General features: G+C 70.4%; 14 protein-coding genes and 1 pseudogene. 7 read left to right on the forward strand and 8 right to left on the reverse strand.

Translation table 11 applies throughout. The features are described from left to right. The first annotated feature begins 72 nt into the window (after window positions 1-72). On the forward strand, window positions 73-909 hold the full coding sequence (locus tag ABTZ94_RS15680; protein ID WP_351201372.1) for a hypothetical protein: 837 nt from the start codon (window positions 73-75) through the stop codon (window positions 907-909). Between the two features lie 108 nt (window positions 910-1017). On the opposite strand, the gene ABTZ94_RS15685 is transcribed toward ABTZ94_RS15680, so the two are convergent. After that, entirely contained in the window at window positions 1018-2415 is a 1398-nt protein-coding gene (locus ABTZ94_RS15685; RefSeq protein WP_351201374.1) for a right-handed parallel beta-helix repeat-containing protein, read from the reverse strand. A 30-nt stretch (window positions 2416-2445) separates the two neighbouring features. Between ABTZ94_RS15685 and ABTZ94_RS15690 the strand changes: the two genes are divergently transcribed. The 4 genes from ABTZ94_RS15690 (at window position 2446) to ABTZ94_RS15705 (ending at window position 8023) form a co-directional block, all read left to right on the forward strand. Further along, window positions 2446-3657, forward strand: coding sequence for a Dyp-type peroxidase (locus ABTZ94_RS15690; protein WP_351201375.1), 1212 nt, complete (start codon window positions 2446-2448; stop codon window positions 3655-3657). Between the two features lie 431 nt (window positions 3658-4088). Then, window positions 4089-4895 carry a hypothetical protein gene (locus ABTZ94_RS15695; protein ID WP_351201378.1) on the forward strand — a complete coding sequence of 269 codons (807 nt, stop codon included), beginning with the start codon at window positions 4089-4091 and terminating at the stop codon, window positions 4893-4895. A 520-nt stretch (window positions 4896-5415) separates the two neighbouring features. Continuing rightward, entirely contained in the window at window positions 5416-7377 is a 1962-nt protein-coding gene (locus ABTZ94_RS15700; RefSeq protein ID WP_351201380.1) for a YncE family protein, read from the forward strand. Window positions 7378-7675: 298 nt separating this feature from the next. Next, window positions 7676-8023 (forward strand): hypothetical protein, encoded by a 348-nt coding sequence (locus ABTZ94_RS15705; protein WP_351201382.1) that lies wholly within the window; start codon window positions 7676-7678, stop codon window positions 8021-8023. Window positions 8024-8046: 23 nt separating this feature from the next. Here ABTZ94_RS15705 and ABTZ94_RS15710 read toward each other — a convergent pair whose 3' ends face one another. Continuing rightward, on the reverse strand, window positions 8047-8655 hold the full coding sequence (locus ABTZ94_RS15710) for a TetR/AcrR family transcriptional regulator (RefSeq protein WP_351201384.1): 609 nt from the start codon (window positions 8653-8655) through the stop codon (window positions 8047-8049). Continuing rightward, a complete protein-coding gene (locus ABTZ94_RS15715; protein WP_351201386.1) occupies window positions 8652-10154 on the reverse strand; it encodes an MFS transporter in 1503 nt (500 codons plus the stop codon). The genes ABTZ94_RS15710 and ABTZ94_RS15715 overlap by 4 nt, the downstream gene beginning before the upstream one ends. Window positions 10155-10335: 181 nt before the next feature. On the opposite strand from ABTZ94_RS15715, the gene ABTZ94_RS15720 reads away from it, so the two are divergent. Further along, window positions 10336-10659 (forward strand): hypothetical protein, encoded by a 324-nt coding sequence (locus ABTZ94_RS15720; RefSeq protein WP_351201388.1) that lies wholly within the window; start codon window positions 10336-10338, stop codon window positions 10657-10659. Between the two features lie 157 nt (window positions 10660-10816). Here ABTZ94_RS15720 and ABTZ94_RS15725 read toward each other — a convergent pair whose 3' ends face one another. Then, complete coding sequence (locus tag ABTZ94_RS15725) at window positions 10817-12199, reverse strand: DUF445 domain-containing protein (protein ID WP_351201390.1); 1383 nt, start codon at window positions 12197-12199, stop codon at window positions 10817-10819. A gap of 203 nt (window positions 12200-12402) precedes the next feature. Here ABTZ94_RS15725 and ABTZ94_RS15730 point away from each other — a divergent pair, with 203 nt between their 5' ends. Beyond that, a complete protein-coding gene (locus tag ABTZ94_RS15730; protein ID WP_351201392.1) occupies window positions 12403-13653 on the forward strand; it encodes an SGNH/GDSL hydrolase family protein in 1251 nt (416 codons plus the stop codon). Between the two features lie 75 nt (window positions 13654-13728). Here the strand turns inward: ABTZ94_RS15730 and ABTZ94_RS15735 are convergent. The 4 genes and pseudogenes from ABTZ94_RS15735 to ABTZ94_RS15750 form a co-directional block, all read right to left on the reverse strand. Further along, window positions 13729-14432: pseudogene (locus ABTZ94_RS15735) on the reverse strand (DUF1707 SHOCT-like domain-containing protein). Between the two features lie 61 nt (window positions 14433-14493). Further along, window positions 14494-15480: an ABC transporter ATP-binding protein gene (locus ABTZ94_RS15740; protein WP_351201394.1), complete on the reverse strand. Its 987-nt coding sequence runs from the start codon at window positions 15478-15480 to the stop codon at window positions 14494-14496. A gap of 49 nt (window positions 15481-15529) precedes the next feature. Continuing rightward, window positions 15530-16390, reverse strand: coding sequence for an ABC transporter permease (locus tag ABTZ94_RS15745; protein ID WP_351201435.1), 861 nt, complete (start codon window positions 16388-16390; stop codon window positions 15530-15532). 13 nt (window positions 16391-16403) lie between these two features. Continuing rightward, window positions 16404-17204 (reverse strand): ABC transporter permease, encoded by an 801-nt coding sequence (locus ABTZ94_RS15750; protein ID WP_351201437.1) that lies wholly within the window; start codon window positions 17202-17204, stop codon window positions 16404-16406. Between the last annotated feature and the right edge of the window lie 160 nt (window positions 17205-17364).

Consider the following 17364-nt stretch of genomic DNA (forward strand, 5'->3'; position numbering starts at 1 on the left):
GTTCTGGTTCGCGGACCAGCGGTTCGCGAACCCGCCCTCCTGTGTGACCGACCGACGAGAGAAGACGACTGCATGGCTCGGAAGAGGAAGACCGACGGCCGTACGCCGCGTCGGACCTTCTGGTTCAGAACACTGATCGCGATCGCGGCGTGCGGTGCCGCAGTGGGTGGCCTGGCCGCCTACCGGACCTTCTCCGACGACACCACCGAGCGGCCGGTGACGATGGAGGAGGCGTCCAGGCTGGCGCTGTCGCGGCTGAATCTGTACCAGGCCAGTCCCGTGGCGGTGACCCTCACCGCCACCGAGGGCGGCGGAGTGGTGGTGCGGGTCAGGGCAGTCGTGGACTACCGAACCCATCGGGCCGTGGGGAGTTACCAGGTCACCGGTGCCGCCGGCGCCTCCAGACCCCCCGGAGCCACCGGGCCCGCCGCCGGGCAGCTCGACCACGGCCTGATCGTCTGGGACAACGGCGGCCTCGGCCTGGCCCCCGCGCCCAAGGGAGACAAAAGCCCGCCCTGGCAGCAGGCCGAACACATCCCGCGCTCGGGCTGGTCCGCGCGCTCCTACACGACCGATCCCCTGGACGCCGGGCTCCAGTTGCTGATCGGGCTCGGCGCGGACCGCCCCGACAACCCACTGCTGCTGGCACAGTCCGGGGCTCGCTGGCTGGAGCGTGACCGCATCGACGGCCGCAGCTACGACCGGTTCGCCGGGCCTCGCGCCCAGGGCGCCACGCCCAGTGCGGGGCCCGACGGCGGACGGTCGCCGCTGACGTACTGGGTCGACGGTGACGGCGGCCTGCGGCGGGTGACGATGCGGATGTCGGGACTGGGGACCCCGACCACCGTGGACTTCTCCGGGCGTGACAGCCGCGCGAAGCTCCCCGAGGCTCCGTGGGCCACCGGCTGACAACTCCGTGCCCGTGCGTCCCGGCTTCCGCGGTTGCCGATGGCCATCCTCAATTCACCTTTCAGGGCGGCATGGTGAAGCGGGGCCGAGTCCACCGGAGCGCTGTGCTCAGCGCGAGTGCGGTACGGCGTCCGCGTCCTTCGGGAGCGGGTACGCGGCCGCGTCGACGGCCCCCGGCAGGTCGGTCGCCGGGCGGCCCGGGGCCGTTGGGTCCGGCATGGACGGCTGGGCGGGTGGGGCCGGCACCTGGCTGAACGGGACACCGGGCGGCGCCTGCACCGGAGCCGTCCGGCCGGTGGGCAGCGCGCCCCGACCGTGGGTGCCGCAGCCCGCGCGACCCTCCAGGCCGTTCGGGCTCTGGGTGGCGGGCCGGTTGCCCGCGAAACAGTTGCCGGGGTCGACCGAGGCCAGCACGAGGTCGATGCCGTTGCCGGTTGCGCGGTTGCCCTCGACGCGATTGCCGCTCGCCGGATGCCCCGGCGGGTCGGTGACGACCACCCCGGCCGCCCGGTTGCCCCGGACCAGGTTGCGCTGGATGCGGTTCCCGGTGCCGCCGCCGATGCCGATGCCGATGCCGAAGCCCCCGTCCGCCTGCTCGGGCGTGTCGGCGGCGTTGTTGTCGGCGACCACGTTGCCCGCGATCAGCGCGCCGTGCTGCGGGGCGAGGGCCTCCAGATCATTGGAGTTGGCCGTGATGCCGACCCGGTTGCGGGCGACGCGGTTGCCCAGCAACGACAGGGCGTCCGAAGCATTGGTCAGTTCGATGCCGACCGCGTTGCGCTCCACGGTGTTGCCGCGGACGACGGTGTTGCAGGGCTTGCACTGGCCGACGTAGATGCCGGAGTCGGCGTGCCCGGAGGCGTAGGAGTCCTCGATCACGCCGTCGCGTGCGTCAAAGGCGTAGATGCCGTACAGGCCGTTGTTGTACGCCGTGACCCGGGTCGCGCGGAAGCCCCGGACGGGCGGGAAACGGGTGGTGTCCAGCGGGTCGTACGCGGAGCCGCCGGCGCCGCGCTGTTGCAACCGTTCGTCGGTGACGCCGGTGAACAGCACGCCGTTGGCGAGGTAGCCGTGCACGGTGAGGTTCTCGACCACCGAGCCGGCGCCGGTCACGGTGATGCCGTTGGCCAGACGCACACCGCCGTCGAAGACCACCTTGTTGCGGTCCGTTCCGCGCAGCACCATGCGGGGCTTGGTGACGCGCACGCTCTCCCGGTACACGCCCGGGCCGATCAGCACCGTCTCGCCCTCACGAGCGACGTCCACCGCCTGCTGCACCGAGGGGAAGTCCTGCGGAACGCGCAGCACGCTCCCGGCCGGATGCCGCGCGTCGGCGGACGTCGACCCCGTTGTGGAGCACCCGGTGGCCGCCATCGCGATCGCGACGAGCAGCACCGACAGACGCAGCGCCGCCCGGGACGCCGGTGCCCGGAACGTCGGTGCCCGGAACACCGCCGCCGGGACTGCCGAGCGGGTCAACAGGCGTTGTGAAGACAGGATTTGCATGGCAGATGTTTTATCGTCTCCAATAGGCGTATGCCCACCGAACAGGGAAATGCGCCGGATCCGTCCCGACCTGCGGCAACCGGTTTGGGGCGGCGCCGGGCACTGCTCGCCGGTGGAGCGGTGCTCGCCGCCGGGATCGGCGCGGCGGCCGACGAACTGGCGAGAGACGACCGGACAACCGGCCGTGCCACTACCGGCGCCCCGCCGACCGCGGCCGCGATTCCCTTCCACGGCGCCCGACAGGCAGGTGCTACGACACCTCAGCAACCGGCGACACACCTGCTCTCCTTCGACCTCCCGCAGACCTCCGCAGCCACCGACCGGAAGACCCTGCGCAGCGTCCTCGGCGCGCTGACCCGCACGCTCGCCACCGCAGCCTCCGACGCCCCGCCGGACCCGCGACTCCAAAACGGCGGGGCGACCCGGCTCACCTCCCTGGTCGGCATCGGCCCCGCCCTCGCCGCCCGGCTCGACCTCAACGTCCCTGCCGCACTCGGCGAGTTGCCGCCCTTCCCCGGCGACCGCCTCGACCCGCACCGCAGCAACGGCGATCTCCTGGTCCAACTGTGCGCAGCCGACCGCTGGACCCTCACCGTCGTCGCCGAACTCGCCGGCACGGCCGCGCACGCCGCCGGCGCCGTACCGCGCTGGACCCAGTCCGGCTTCCTGGCCCACACGGCCCCGGGCACCACCCCGCGCAACTTGTTCGGCTCCAAGGACGGCACCGCCAACCCCGATCACAAGGCGGCCGAGCAGTGGGTCTGGGGCCCATCCGGATCCCACCGGAACGGCACCGTCCTGGTCTACCGCAGGATCCGCATGGACGTCCCCGGCTTCGCGGCCCTCCCCGAGGGCCGGCGCGACCGGGTGATCGGCCGCCGCGCCCGTGACGGCGCCCCCCTCAGCGGCACCGCCGAGCATGACGAGCCGGACGTCTACGCCAAGAACCCCGACGGTTCCTACGTCATCCCCGCCACCGCCCACGTGCGTCTCGCCAGTCCCCGCTTCGACGGCGGTGCCCGTATGCTCCGCCGCAGCTACAGCTACGACGACGGCCCGACCGACCGTGGCATGCTCTTCTGCGCCTTCATGCGCGACCCCGCCCAGTTCACCCGCGTCCAAAACCGCCTGGCCGCCCGCGACGCCCTCAACCCGTTCCTCCAACACCAGGCCTCGGCCGTGGCCTACGTCCTGCCCGGCGCCGCGCCCGCCGGGACTCTCGGCGAACAGCTCTGGACATGAACTCCGCCTCGCGCCGGCGCGGCAGGCGGTCTGGGTGAGGTGCTCGACGCTGGTCCCGGTGACACCGGCAGCCAGCACGGACGACGACGGCGGGTTCGGTGACTTGCCGCCTGCCGAGGCCGCCTGGTCGGTGAGGACCGCTGCCAGGGGCTTGCCCAGGCACTCCGCGTCCGCTCGGAAACCGGGGTCGGTGGCGAGGGTGTCCCCCTTGCCGTCCGGCGTGCCCGGCCAATGAGGCGCGTGCGGCCAAAAGAGTGTTGTCCGGTGGGTCTACGGGGCACGGGATACGGAGTTTCGGGAGACTGGCCGCCAGTACTGAGGGTGCCTCCTGACAGCCGGTCCCGGAGGGGCGATTTCCGGCCACAACACAACGCCCCGTACGCTGCAACACATCGGTCACCAACGGTCGGCCGGGAGAGAAGGACGACAACATGACCTCCGAGATCAACACACTCGGCACCATCGATGCAACAACTGCCTTGCTGGAGGCGGAACTTCCTCGCCTGGAAGAGCACCAGCAGGCTATGGAAAAGGAACTCGCGGCTGTCACCGAGCGTCTGGAGTCGGTGCGGACCGCTCTGTCCGCCCTGCGTGTGCTGTCCACCGCTCCTGTTCCCTCCGCGAACACGGTGGCGAAGACGGAGGCGGACGACGTCAAGGCGGAGAACGTCAAGGCGGAGGCGGAGAGTGTTGCCGCTCCCAAGATTCCGCAGCAGGCCAAGGGTTCCATCGGCTCCGCCGTCCAGGCAGAGGCCCCGCAGGAGCCGGCAGAGGCCGCCCCCGCGCGCCGCACCGCCCGGAAGGCGTCTGCGCCCAAGAGCCGCAAGCAGGCTCCCGCCAAGCCGAAGAGCGAGCGCGGACAGGCCAAGAAGGCCGTCGCCACGAAGTCCACCAAGGCCGCGAAGGCCACCGCGCCCGCCAAGGACGCCAAGCCCGCGAAGGACGCCGCGCCCGCGAAGGACGCCAAGCCCGCGAAGGCCAGGGCACCGAAGAAGGCAGCGCCTGCGGCGCCTGCCACTCCGGCCGTCGACGACAGCGGCAGCCTCACCGAGATGGCCATGAAGGTGCTGTCCACGTTCGGCAACACCCCTGTCCGTGCCCGTGAGGTCACGAAGGCGCTGGGGCGTGAACTCACCCCCAACAGCATCAACACGGTGCGCAGCACGCTCGACCGGCTCGTCGCTACGTCCCGGGCCCACCGCGCCGGCCGGGGCCTCTACCAGGCACCCGCCAACTGACGCCTCCCGCAAGGGAACCTGTTCAGACCGCCCCCGTCACGGCTCGAAGGCCGGGACGGGGGCGAAGGCGCTCCTGCATCGCGCATCGGTCGGTTGGCTGGTTGGTTGATCCCGGTGGATTTTCGGCACGCTCTGCAGGTTGCCGACATGACCGTGACCTGGGTTGCCGGGGCGCACGGAACCCGAGGAGTTCTCTCTCAAGCCCGGGTTCCGGCCGACCGGGGAGACCAGCGGGGACCAGGTCGTCGGTGAGTCGGAGCTCGGGAACGCGTAGTCCCGCGTGTGTGCCGCTTGCGCGCTACGGGTGTTGTGGCCAGAAACGGACACCGGGCGCTGCGCTCCTGCGGGGTGTGACCCAGTGGATCACGAACGCTTTGGGCGGGGGCCCTGGTCATGTTGTCGGTGGCATGACCTATTCTTCGCTCACTCGTCACACGTGCAGCACAAGATGCACACATCAGCTGTCGCCCGACAGCTGCACGTTGTGGCCCCACACTCGTTCCGGGGGGTTCGAACCATCGTGCGTATGCGCACTCTCCCGGCCGCCACAGCACTGGCGGTCCTCTTCAGCTCGGCGGTACTCACCGCCGCACCGGCATCCGCCGACACCACCAGGCCCATCGCGGTCTCGGACGCCGACGACACGGTCGTCGACGGTCTCCACCAGCGGCTGTACTTCAGCGACCGGTCCCAGGGCAAGATCGTCGTCACCGACTACACCGGCAAGGTCGTCACCACGCTCACCGGCCTGGCCCAGGTCCGTGACCTCGAACTGAGCCCGGACTCGGGCACGCTGTACGCCGCGGTCCACGGCGCCGACAAAATCGTCGCCATCGACACGGTGACCTTCACGCAGACCGCCGAGTACCCGACCGGCGACAAGACCATCCCCTCCCGGCTCGCCTACGCCGACGGCAAGCTGTGGTTCGGGTACGGCGACCAGTGGGACTCCGGGCTCGGCTCCGTCGACCTGTCCGCCGAGACGCCCACGGTGACGCTGGACCTGGCGGCCGGACACGACTTCGCAAGCCCGCCCGAGCTCTACGCGGACCCCGACAACCCGGGCACGCTGCTCGCCCTCGACGCGCACATCAGCTCCGCCCCGATCATCGTCTACGACATCTCCTCCGGTACCCCGGTCATCCGCGTGTCCGCCAAGAAGGGGGGCTTCTACAAAGACGCGGCCCTCACCCCGGACGGCCAGAACGTCGTCGTGGCCGGGCCCGGGAACCGGGCGCTCACCGAGTACCGGCTCTCGGACCTGGAACAGGTGCGCACCTACCCCGTCCCCGACGAACCGGAGACGGTCAGCGTCGCTCCGGACGGCACGGTCGCGGCGACCGTCCTCGACACCGCCGACCTCGGCGACACGTACGTCTTCTCCGGCGGCAGCGACAAGCCCGCCAGCGTCCGCAACCTGTCGCACAACTGGATGCCCTGGTTCGGGCACTCGATGAACTGGTCGGCCGATGGCGGGAAGCTGTTCGTGCTGACCGGGTCCTACGAGACCACCCAGTTCCACGCCATCGACGAGCCCCGCAAGTACGTCGGCACGCTCAAGGCCGATGCCCCCACCACCGCCACCCGCGCGAAGTCGCTCACCGTCAAGGGCTCGCTCACCGCCGGCCTCGCGCTGCCCGCCGGGACCCCGCTGACCGTCACCCGCACCGACATGGAGTCGCCGAAGGGGAAGTCGCTCGGCACCAAGTCGCTCGGCACGGGCGGCAAGTTCTCCTTCACGGACACCCCGCCGGCCGGCAGCAAGGTCACGTACACGGTGACGTACGCCGGTGACGCCACGCACACCTCGGCGACCGCCTCGGACACCGTCGACGTCTCCCGCGCCACGCCCACGCTGACGCTGAACAACAACGGCAAGGTGTACGACTACGGCAAGGACGTCGCGTTCACGGCGCACCTCGGCACGACGTACAACAACCGCACGGTCGAGATCTGGTCCGACCCCTTCGGGGCGGACAAGCCGAAGAAGCTGGTGAAGACCGGCAAGGTCAACTCCAGCGGCAACCTGTCGGTCACCCTGGACATGACCCGGGACACCGCGGTCACCGCCGTGTTCAAGGGCGACGCCCGCTACGCCCCGAAGTCGGTCAAGTCCACGGCGTACGCGCGGGTGAAGGTCTCGACGGCGCTGTCCAAGCACTACAAGACCGGCAAGATCGGCTCCACGACGTACCACTACTTCCACAAGAACACCGACGTCATCTCCACGACGACGATGAGCTACTACAAGGGCCGCAAGCAGCGGATCGAACTCCAGGTGTACTACCAGGGCAAGTGGTACAACGGGGCCGCCGAGTACTTCAAGCTCGGCACCAACGGAAAGTCGGCCGTCAACCTGGGCCACTCCGGCAAGTCCGGCATCCGCGCCCGCGTGCGTTCCTCGTACCTCAACTCCGCTTCCGGGGACACCGTGAACTCGACGACGCACGGAGGCTGGAAGTACTTCATCTTCACCAGCTGATGCACGGCCGAGGTCTCATGAGGCTGTGACGTCAGGGGCGCGTTCCCCCGCGGGGACGCGCCCCGGTGCTGTCCCCATTGCGTTCTCCGCCCCCGGGGCAGCGGGCGATCAGGCTCCGTGACGTCCCGCTGACCGCGGTCAACTCGGCGAGCGAGACACATGCCCCACATGGCCGTGGGCAGAACCGATTCAGCAGTTCCCGTCCGGGTGAAGAATCCCCGCATCCGGCAGTAACCGCAGGTCAGCGACACAGACTTGGGTCGGTTCTGAATGCTTTCCTGCACAAGGAGTGCCCTTCATGCGTCTTCGTTCCACCGTGGCTGCCGCCTTCGGCGCGCTCGCGCTCATCGTGGCCGTGCCGACCTCGGCCGGTGCGGCCTGCGGCAACTTCGGCTACACGTACAGCGGTCTCGACGGCTCCCCCCAGGTCGCCTACCTGGTCGACCCGCCGAGCTGGGAATGCATCACCCTGCCCGAGGTCGGCGACCCCCATTCGTCGAGCCCCGCGCGCTCTCCGCGGAACAACACCGACGCGACCGCCACCGTCTTCACCGGCCCCGACTGCGACGGCGACTACTTCACTCTCCGGCCGCACGGTGGCCACGCCTCCAGCCGGCTGAAGCTCCGCTCGGTCGTCTTCAGCTGATCTCTCTCGCCGCCGCCGGTTCCTCACCCCGTGATCAGGGTCTGCAGCGCGGGCGCGTACAGGTCCGCGATGTGTTCGGGGGTGGCCTCCGCGCCCGCGCCCTCGCGGTGGAGGCTGAGGGTGGCGCCGAGGCCGAGGAGGTGGCCTGCGATCAGTTCGGCGCGCAGGGTGCGTTCGGGGCCGGTGAGGCGGGCGGCCAGGGAGTCGGTGACCTGTTCGTGGAAGCGGTCGCGCAGCAGGGAGCGTTCGTCGCGGTTGCCGAGCGAGAACACGACCCGCAGCAGTGGGTCGGACTGCAGTTCCCGGCGGCGGCTCACCAGCGTCACCACCATGTGGCGGCCCAGCATGTCGAGCGGGGCGTCGAAGAGTTCGGCGGCTGCGGGGCCGAAGTCGGCGACGGTGTTGAAGAGTTCTTCCTTGCGGCCGAAGTGCTTGACGACCAGGGACGGACTCACTCCGGCGTCGGCCGCTATCCCCCTTATGGTCACCTCGGCGTACGGGCGCTGTGTGAACGCCCGGCGGGCGGCACGCAGGATCGCGTCCCGGCCCGTGCCCGGATCGACAGCGGTCGGCTCCGGCTCCCGACCCGGGGCCGGAGCCGGGGCCGGAACGGTGGCCTGGCGGCTGGTCATGCGCCCTCCTGGATCGGCATCGTCCGCACACCGTCCTTCCGGTCACCCGGGGCGTTGCGGCTCTCTTCGACCGTACCCGTCGCAGGCGTACGGCTGCCCGGCAGGCACAGCGTGACCAGCAGCGCCGCGAGCGCCGCGCCCGCCGCGATCAGGAAAACCACCTGGTAGGCATGGAGCGTCGGGGCCGTCCGGCCTCCCACCACGAACGTGAGGTTGGCCAGGACCGCGGCCACCGTCGCGCTGCAGAAGGCCTGCCCGATCGACCGCATCAAGGTGTTGAGGCCGTTGGCCGCGCCCGTCTCGCCGACCGGGACGCCGCGCATGACCAGCGCGGGCAGCGCCGAGTACGCGATGGCCGTTCCCGAGGCGACGACCGTCGCACCGGCGATGATCGTCCAGAGACTGTGGCTGGTGAAGTACCGCACCACATATCCGGCCGCAATCGCCCCCGCCGCCAGCGCCAGGCTGACCTTCGGACCGTACTTCGCGGAGATCCGCGCCGAGACCGGCGAGAGCGCCACCATCATCACGCCTCCCGGCAGCAGACACAGTCCGCTGACGACGAGCGAGGCGCCGAGCCCGTAACCCGTCGCCTTCGGCTCCTGCACCATCTGCGCGGTGACCAGGGAATTCGCGTAGAAGGCGAAACCGATCAGCAGGGCGGCGACGTTGGTGAGCAGGACGGCCGGGCGGGCCGAGACCCGCAGATCGACCATGGGCGTCGGAACGCGGAGCTCGTACGCGCCCCAGAGCAGCGCCACGACCACGGCGGCCACCAGCAGGCCCACCGTCCGGGCCGATGTCCAGCCCCAGTCGGCGCCCTGGGTGACCGCGAGCAGCAGACAGACCAGGGCACCGGACAGCCCCAGCGCACCAACGGCGTCGAAACGGCCGCGGGTGCGGAGCGGGGACTCCGGTACACACCACAGCACCAGCACGATGTCGATGACGCCGATCACTCCCGACACCCAGAACATCGTGTGCCAGTCGAAGTTCTCGACGACGAGCGCCGCGACCGGCAGCCCGACCGCCGCGCCGATGCCGAGAGTCGAGCTCATCAGCGCGACGGCGGACAGCACACGCTCGGGCGGGAGTTCGTCGCGCAGGATGCTGATGCCCAGCGGTACGACGGCGAGCGCCGCACCTTGTAGCGCGCGGCCGGTGATCAGTACCCCGATGTGGGAGCTGACCGCGCACAGGACCGAGCCCACCACCAGCACCACGAGCGAGGCGACGAGCACCCTGCGCTTGCCGTACATGTCACCGACCCGGCCCAGTACGGGCGTGAAGACGGCGCCGGTGAGCAGGGTGACGGTGACCAGCCAGCTGGCAGCGGCCGGGGTGGCGCCGGTGAGGGCCGGGATGTGCGGGAGCAGCGGTACGACGATCGTCTGCATGACCGCGACCACCACACCGCAGAAGGCCAGCACGCCGACGGCGAAGCGGGGGTGCGGGGCTTTGTCCGTGGCGGCGGTCGGGGCGGGTATGTCCGCGGGCATGGGTCTCCGTACGGGGGCTGGGCGGCAGGGGCTTCACGCAGGGGTGCACGCTTGTTCACCTCCAGGGTAAACGCTTGTGCACCCCCTCGGCGACGCAAAGTCCGCACATCGCGTTAGCCTCGAAGACCCGGGCTCCGAGCCGAGCCCGGACCACACGGACAAGAAGGCGAAGGTGGCTGCGATGGCGAAGGTTCCGGCAGCGGCAGTGGCGGCGAGCGGGCTGATCGGCGGGTACGCCGTCGCACGGTGGACCAAGAAGCGGCCGCTGGGCGGGGTCGCCCTCGCCGCCGCGGGCACCGTCGCCGCGTACGAGTGGAACCAGCAGGCCGGACCGCGTGCGGCCGTCGGGCTGACCACCGCATATGTCGCGGCGTTCGCAGGTTCGCACCCGCTGGCCAAGAAGATCGGCGCCTGGCCTGCCGTCTTCGCCGTGGCGGGCAGCGTGGCCGCGGCATCGTGGGCGGTCACCCGCCGGGCCGCCTGCGCGTGTACGGATCGCCGGTGATTATCCGCCGGCCGCGTTGAACGCGGGCGGGACCGTGTACGTATTCAAGGGCACTCTCCCCGCGTAAGCCGGGTGCGCATCCGTACGACAGGACGGGTACGCACCCGGAGCCCTCTCAGGGGACACGGGAACCCGGAACCTCAGGAACCTCCGGGCCCTACGCCCCCAGCGCCCGCGACACCGTATAGATCAGCAGCCCCGCCAGCGCACCCACCACCGTGCCGTTGATCCGGATGAACTGCAGGTCACGGCCGATGTGCGCCTCGATCTTCTTCGACGTCTGGTCCGCGTCCCAGCTCGCGACCGTGTCACTGATCAGCGACGTGATCTCCGCGCGGTACGTCGTGACGACATAGACCGCCGCGTCCTCCAGCCAGCCCTCCAGCTTGGCCTGCATCCGCCCGTCCGTCGCCAGCCGCGCGCCGAACGTCAGCAGTGAGGACCGCGCGCGCAGCCGCAACTCGCTCTGCTCGTCGTCCGCAGCCGCAATCATCATCGTGCGCACCGACGACCAGGCCGATGCGATGACCTCCTGGACCTCACCGCGCCCCAGGATCTCCGACTTCAGCCGCTCCACCCGCGCCCGGGTGTCCTCATCCGTCTGGAGGTCGGCCGCGAAGTCCGTCAGGAACGTGTCGATCGCGCCGCGCGCCGGGTGCCCCGGCATGTCCCGCATCTCCGTGATGAAGCGCAGCAGCTCCTTGTAGACCCGCTCCCCCACCCGCTTGTCGACGAACCGCGGCGTCCAGCCCGGCGCCCCGCCCTGCACCGCGTCCATCACCGAATCGCCGTGCAGCACCAGCCAGTCGTGGGCGCGCACACAGATCAGGTCCACCATCCTGCGGTGACCGCCGTCCGCGACGATCTTCTCCAGCATCTTGCCGAGGCCGGGAGCGATCTCCGCCGCATTGGCCCGCCGGGTGATCGCCTCACCCACCACGGCCTGCACATCGGAGTCCCGCAGCACCGTCAGCGCACCGCGCAGCGCGGTCGACAGCTCGGCGGTCACCCGGTCGGCGTGAACCGGCTCGGCCAGCCAGGCACCGAGCCGGCCACCGATGCCCAGGGCATGGATACGGCTCCGTACGACATCGCCGGAGAGAAAATTCTCGCCGACGAAGGCGCCCAGGGAGGCTCCGAGCTGGTCCTTCTTGGAGGGAATGATGGCGGTGTGCGGGATCGGCAGGCCGAGCGGACGCTTGAACAGCGCCGTGACGGCGAACCAGTCGGCCAGCGCACCCACCATCCCCGCCTCGGCGGCCGCGGCGACGAAGCCCGGCCAGCCGCCCACACCCGCGTTCTTCGCCCAAGTGGCGAGGACGTACACCAGCGCGACCAGCAGAAGGAGGCCCGTGGCCGTGGTCTTCATCCGGCGTACGCCGCGCCGCTTCTCCTCGTCGGCCGCGGTGTACGCGAACGAGGCGAGGGGGCCCGGGTGCCCGCCGGGCGTGGGACGGGCCGCGCCCGCCACCTGCTCCCGGGCACGCTCCGGCTGCCCCGCACCCTGTTTCCCGGGCCCGGTCCCATCGATCCGTTCCATCCGCTCCACCCGTCCGCGTACGCATCGCCCCCGGTATCCCGTACGCATTGTCCCTGCCTGACCTACTCCCGGGCCGCGCGTCGAGTTCCCTACAGCTTGCCGCATCATGGGATCAGTCCGATTAGGCCGTCCGTCACATGGGAGGGTGGGCGACGCCGCCTTCCATTGGCCGGACGGCCTGACCACGAGGAGACACACCGTCCATGCCCAGGCGCCAGGGGTACGCCCTGCTCATCGCCCTCGTGGCGGGCACCGCCGCGCTCGCCGCCGGCGTGGCGTTCGCCGGCTCCCTGCTCTTCTCCGGCTCCGGCAACCGGTCGAAGCAGATCGCCGCACCCGACCAGCGGTCCGTGGCCCGTACGCCCGCCGCACCGGCCCACTCCACCGGCCTCTGGCTCGGCACCTGGGCGGCGGCCCCCACCGCCGGGGTGACCGACACCTACCGCGGCATCGACCTGACCCGGCGCACCATCCGTAACGTCGTGCACACCAGCATCGGCGGTGACGCGGCCCGCATCACCCTCTCCAACCTGTTCGGTACGCACCCGCTGGTCATCGACCACGTCACGGTGAACACCCGCCCCGTGACCTTCCGGGGCGCCGACGCGGTGACCGTCCCCGCGGGCGGGCAGATCGTCAGCGACCCGGTGCTCGTCCCGGTCGCCGCCGACGCCGATCTCGTCGTCACCCTGCGCACCCCCACCGCCGAGGGCCCCGTCACCATCCACCCGGGCACCCACCAGACGTCGTACGTGGAGGACGAGCGGGGCACCCGGCCCACCACCGACTGGCGCTACCTCACCGCCGTCGACGTACACAACGAGACCGCCACCGGAACGATCGCGGTGATCGGCGACTCGCTCACCGCGGGCACCGGCTCCACCCTCGACACGAACAGCCGCTGGCCCGACGTACTCGCCGACCGGCTCGGCGGCCGGTACGGAGTGGTCAACGCGGGCATCGCGGGCAACCGCATCCTGCGCGACGGCCACGGCGTACGGGCAAGCGCCCGCTTCGACCGCGACGTACTGGACGTCGCCGGGGTGAAGACGGTCGTCGTCGCGCTCGGCATCAACGACGTGCAGCAGTTCCCGCAGGAGACCGACCCGCAGCGCATCGCCGATGCTCTGCGGTCCCTGACGCAGCGCGCCCACGCACGAGGGCTGCGGGTCGTCGGGGCGACGCTGATGCCGTACGAGGGGTTCCACACCTGGACACCCGCGCGGAACGCCGTACGGGAACGGGTCAACGAGCTGATCCGGGCAGGCAGGGTCTTCGATTCGGTCATCGACTTCGACGAGGCGGCCCGCGACCCGTACCGCCCGACCCGGCTGCTGCCCGCCTACGACTGCGGCGACCACCTCCACCTGAACGACACGGGCTACCGGCGGCTGGGTTCGCTGGTGGACCTGGCGGCCCTGCGGCACGGACAGCCCGTCTCCGACCAGCTCTGACGAGAGGGCCGGACCGCCGCGGCGGAGCGCCGGAAGGCATGTCGGGCCGAGCGGGAGACGGAGCGACCGTCGGGCTCAGCCGTCGAACCGGCCCGAGGCCCCCTCGCCCTTCTCCAGCCGCCCGCGCCGCCCGTCCAACTCCCGCGCCCGTTCGGCCTCCTTCAGCCGCCGCTTCTGCGCCTTGCTCCGCTTGCGCTCCACACGGACGCCGCCCATCAACGCGAACCCGGTGATCCGCACCCGCGGGGAATCCGGTGACGGAGCCCCCTCGTCCTGCGAGTGCTCCCTGAAGCCGCCCATGAGGCCGAGGCCCCTGACGTCGGCATTCAGCTCCGGCGGCACCACCACATGAATACCGCCCATGATCGTCACGCAGCGGATCACCACCTCGCGGTCCTCGAAGTTGGCCTCGCGCAGATCGATCTCACCGCCGCCCCACATGGCGAACGCGGTGAACTTCCGGCCCACCGTCCAGTTCCCCCGGCGACCGAACCCACCCCACATCGCGAAGGCCCCGCTCGACGTAGCGGGCTTGCCGACCCGCTCCGCCCAACGCACCGCCGAACCGGTCGCTGCGGGTGCGGGGGCAGGGCCTACCGGGGCCGGCTGGGTGCCCGGCCCGGAAGGTCACGTACGAGTGGCTCCAGCTCCCCATGCGTACGGGCCTTGTAGGCCGCTTCGAGCCGCTGCTCGAACTCCTCCATCTCCAGCCGGCCCTCGGCCACCGCCTCGCGCAGGGTCTCGGCGATACGCTCACGCTCGGCATCGGAAGCACGCATTTCTGGAAGGTCACTTGTCATACCGCGCAGCCTATGGAACGCGTACGTTCCCGTCACCGATCTACCTGCCGCCGGCCGACGCGTACATCTTCGCGATCACGGCCTCGATGTCGGGCTCCCGTACCGAAAGGTCGGCCAGCGGGTAGTCCGCGGCGATCCGGGCGACCAGCGGTGCGGCCGACTCCGAGGCCGGGAAGGCCAGCCACTGACGCGGCCCCTCCACCTTCACCGTACGGACCGAAGGAGCCGACTCCAGTTGGATCGGCGGGAGTTGGCACTCCAGGTCGACCACCAGCATCCGCTCACTCTCGCCCACCTCATGCAGCCCGGCGAGCGCCCCGTCATACATCAGACGGCCGTGGTCGATCACCATCACACGCTTGCAGAGCTGCTCGATGTCCGTCAGATCGTGCGTGGTGAGCAGTACGGTCGTGCCGCGTTCGGCGTTCAAGTCTCGTAGGAATCCACGGACCTTGGCCTTGGAGACGACGTCCAGGCCGATCGTCGGCTCGTCCAGGTACAGCACCTCGGGATCGTGCAGCAGAGCCGCCGCGATGTCGCCGCGCATCCGCTGCCCCAGCGACAGCTGCCGCACGGGTACGTCCAACAGCTCCCCCAGGTCGAGGAGTTCGACGCAGCGGTCCAGATTCTCGCGGTAGCGGGCGTCGGGAATCCGGTACATCCGGTGCATCAGCCGGTACGAGTCGCGCAGCGGCAGGTCCCACCAGAGCGTGGTGCGCTGGCCGAACACCACACCGATCCGGTGCGCCAGCCTCGTACGTTCCCTGGAAGGGTCGATGCCCGCCACCCGCAGCCGGCCGCCGCTCGGGGTGAGGATGCCGGTCAGCATCTTGATCGTGGTCGACTTCCCGGCACCGTTCGGGCCGATGTAGCCGACCATCTCGCCGCGCGCGACGCGGAAGCTGATGGAGTCGACCGCTCGCACCTGGCGGCGTTCACTGCGCATGAAGCCGGTCTTCCGGCGCACGTCGAAGACCTTTTCGACGTTGTCGAGATCGATGAAGTCGGTGTCGGTTTCGGTGGTCATCTCCGGTGCCCCTGCCCTTGCGCTTGCCTTGCCCTGCTCGGTGTGTTCGTCAACTGCCCGTGCTGCGGTACGCCCGCAGTCCCGAGCGCCAGGCCAGTCCCGCAAGCAGCCAGCTCAGGCCCGCCACCACCGGAGGCAGGAACGCCACCCAGTCCGGCAGGCCCAGCGGATAGTCCCGGCCCAGCACATACAGCGCGGGCAGCCAGTTCACGAAGGCCAGCGGCACCACGAACGTCACCCCGCGCACCAGGTCCTTCGCGAAGATCGACGGCGGGTACTGAAGCAATGTGTTCCCTCCGTACGTGAAGGAGTTCTGCACCTCGGAGGCGTCCTGCGCGACGAACTGGAACGCCGCCCCGGCCACGATCACCGCCGCAAAGATCGCCGCCCCGCTCAGCAGCATCAGCGGAATCATCGCCACCTTCAATGGTGTCCATCCGATGTCCAGCGTCACCAGCGCGTACCCGAGGACCAGCGCCCCCTGGGTGATCCGCCCCATCCTGCTCAGCGCGAACCGGTCCGCCGCGACCTGAGCGAGCACCGGCGCCGGCCGTACCAGCAGCGTGTCCAGCGTGCCGTCGCGCACCCGCCGCCCCAGCCGCTGCATCGGGCCCATCACCAGGTCCGCGAGACCGAACGCGGTGCCCGAGGCCCCGTACAGCAGCGCGATCTCCGCCAGCGTGTATCCGCCCAGCGCATCCACGTGCTGGAACATCAGCAGGATCGCGACGAAGTCGAAGGCGGTCACCGCGAAGTTCCCGAACGCCGTCATCGCGAACGACGCGCGGTACGCCATCGTCGAGCGCAGCCACATCGTCGCGATCAGCCCGTACGCCCGGACCCCCTCGACGAGCCTCGACCGTTCGACGAACACCACCTCGGGCGCGCGGGCCGCCTCGGCCACCTCCACCTCACCGGCCGTCTCAGCCACCCTGGACCACCACCCTCCTCGTCGCCACCGACTGCACCAACCGCCCCACCAACAGCAGCGTCAGCGCCCAGCCGCCCTGGAAGGCGTACGCCTCCACCAGCCCCCACCCCGTGCTCTTGCCGAGCAGCACATCAGCCGGCACCTGAAGCAGCGACGACCACGGCAGCACCCGCGCCACGTCGCCCAGCACCCCGGGGAACAGCGTCAGCGGCAGCAGCATCCCGGAGAAGAACATCCCGGCCAGCGACGTCATCTGCGACACCCCCGCCCCGTCCAGCAGCCAGAACGCGGACAGCGCCACCAGATAGCGGATCGCGAAACTGACCACGACACCGAGCGTCACCGAGACGAGGAAGGCCAGCCAGACGCCCGGCGAGGCTGGCAGCGCCAGGTCGAAGGCGAGCGAACCCAGCAGCATCGGCACGATGCCGCGACCCAGCAGATGGAACGCGGCCCGGCCCAAGTCACCGGCCATCCACCAGAGTTGGAGGTCCGCCGGGCGGTAGAGATCGACCGCGACATCGCCGGTACGGATCCGCTCGATCAGCTCGTCCTCGAAACCGCCGCCCATCATGGCGCAGGTCATCAGCAGCGCCTGCCCCAGCCACACATAGGTGAGCGCCTGGGGCATGTCGTAACCGCCGAGCTGCGGACGCTCGTCCCACAGCGCCACATAGGTGTACGCCATGATGAAACCGAAGACGGTGTTGGTGAACACCCCCGCCGCCGTCGCGGTCCGGTAAGTGGCATAGCGCCGGAACCCTCCCGCCGCCACCACCGCGTACAGCCGCACCGCATCCACCCCCATCGCCCGGGCGCCCAACGGCGTTGGACACCAAAGCGCAAGACGCTAGTCCAACGGAGACAGCCGCCGCGACCGCTTTTCAAGGGTTGATCCGCGGCTTATTCCATAGAAAAGGGCACTATGGGGGAACTGACCGCGGCCGAGGAGT

This window comes from Streptomyces sp. NPDC002785, from assembly GCF_040295565.1.
Classification (GTDB): Bacteria; Actinomycetota; Actinomycetes; order Streptomycetales; family Streptomycetaceae; genus Streptomyces.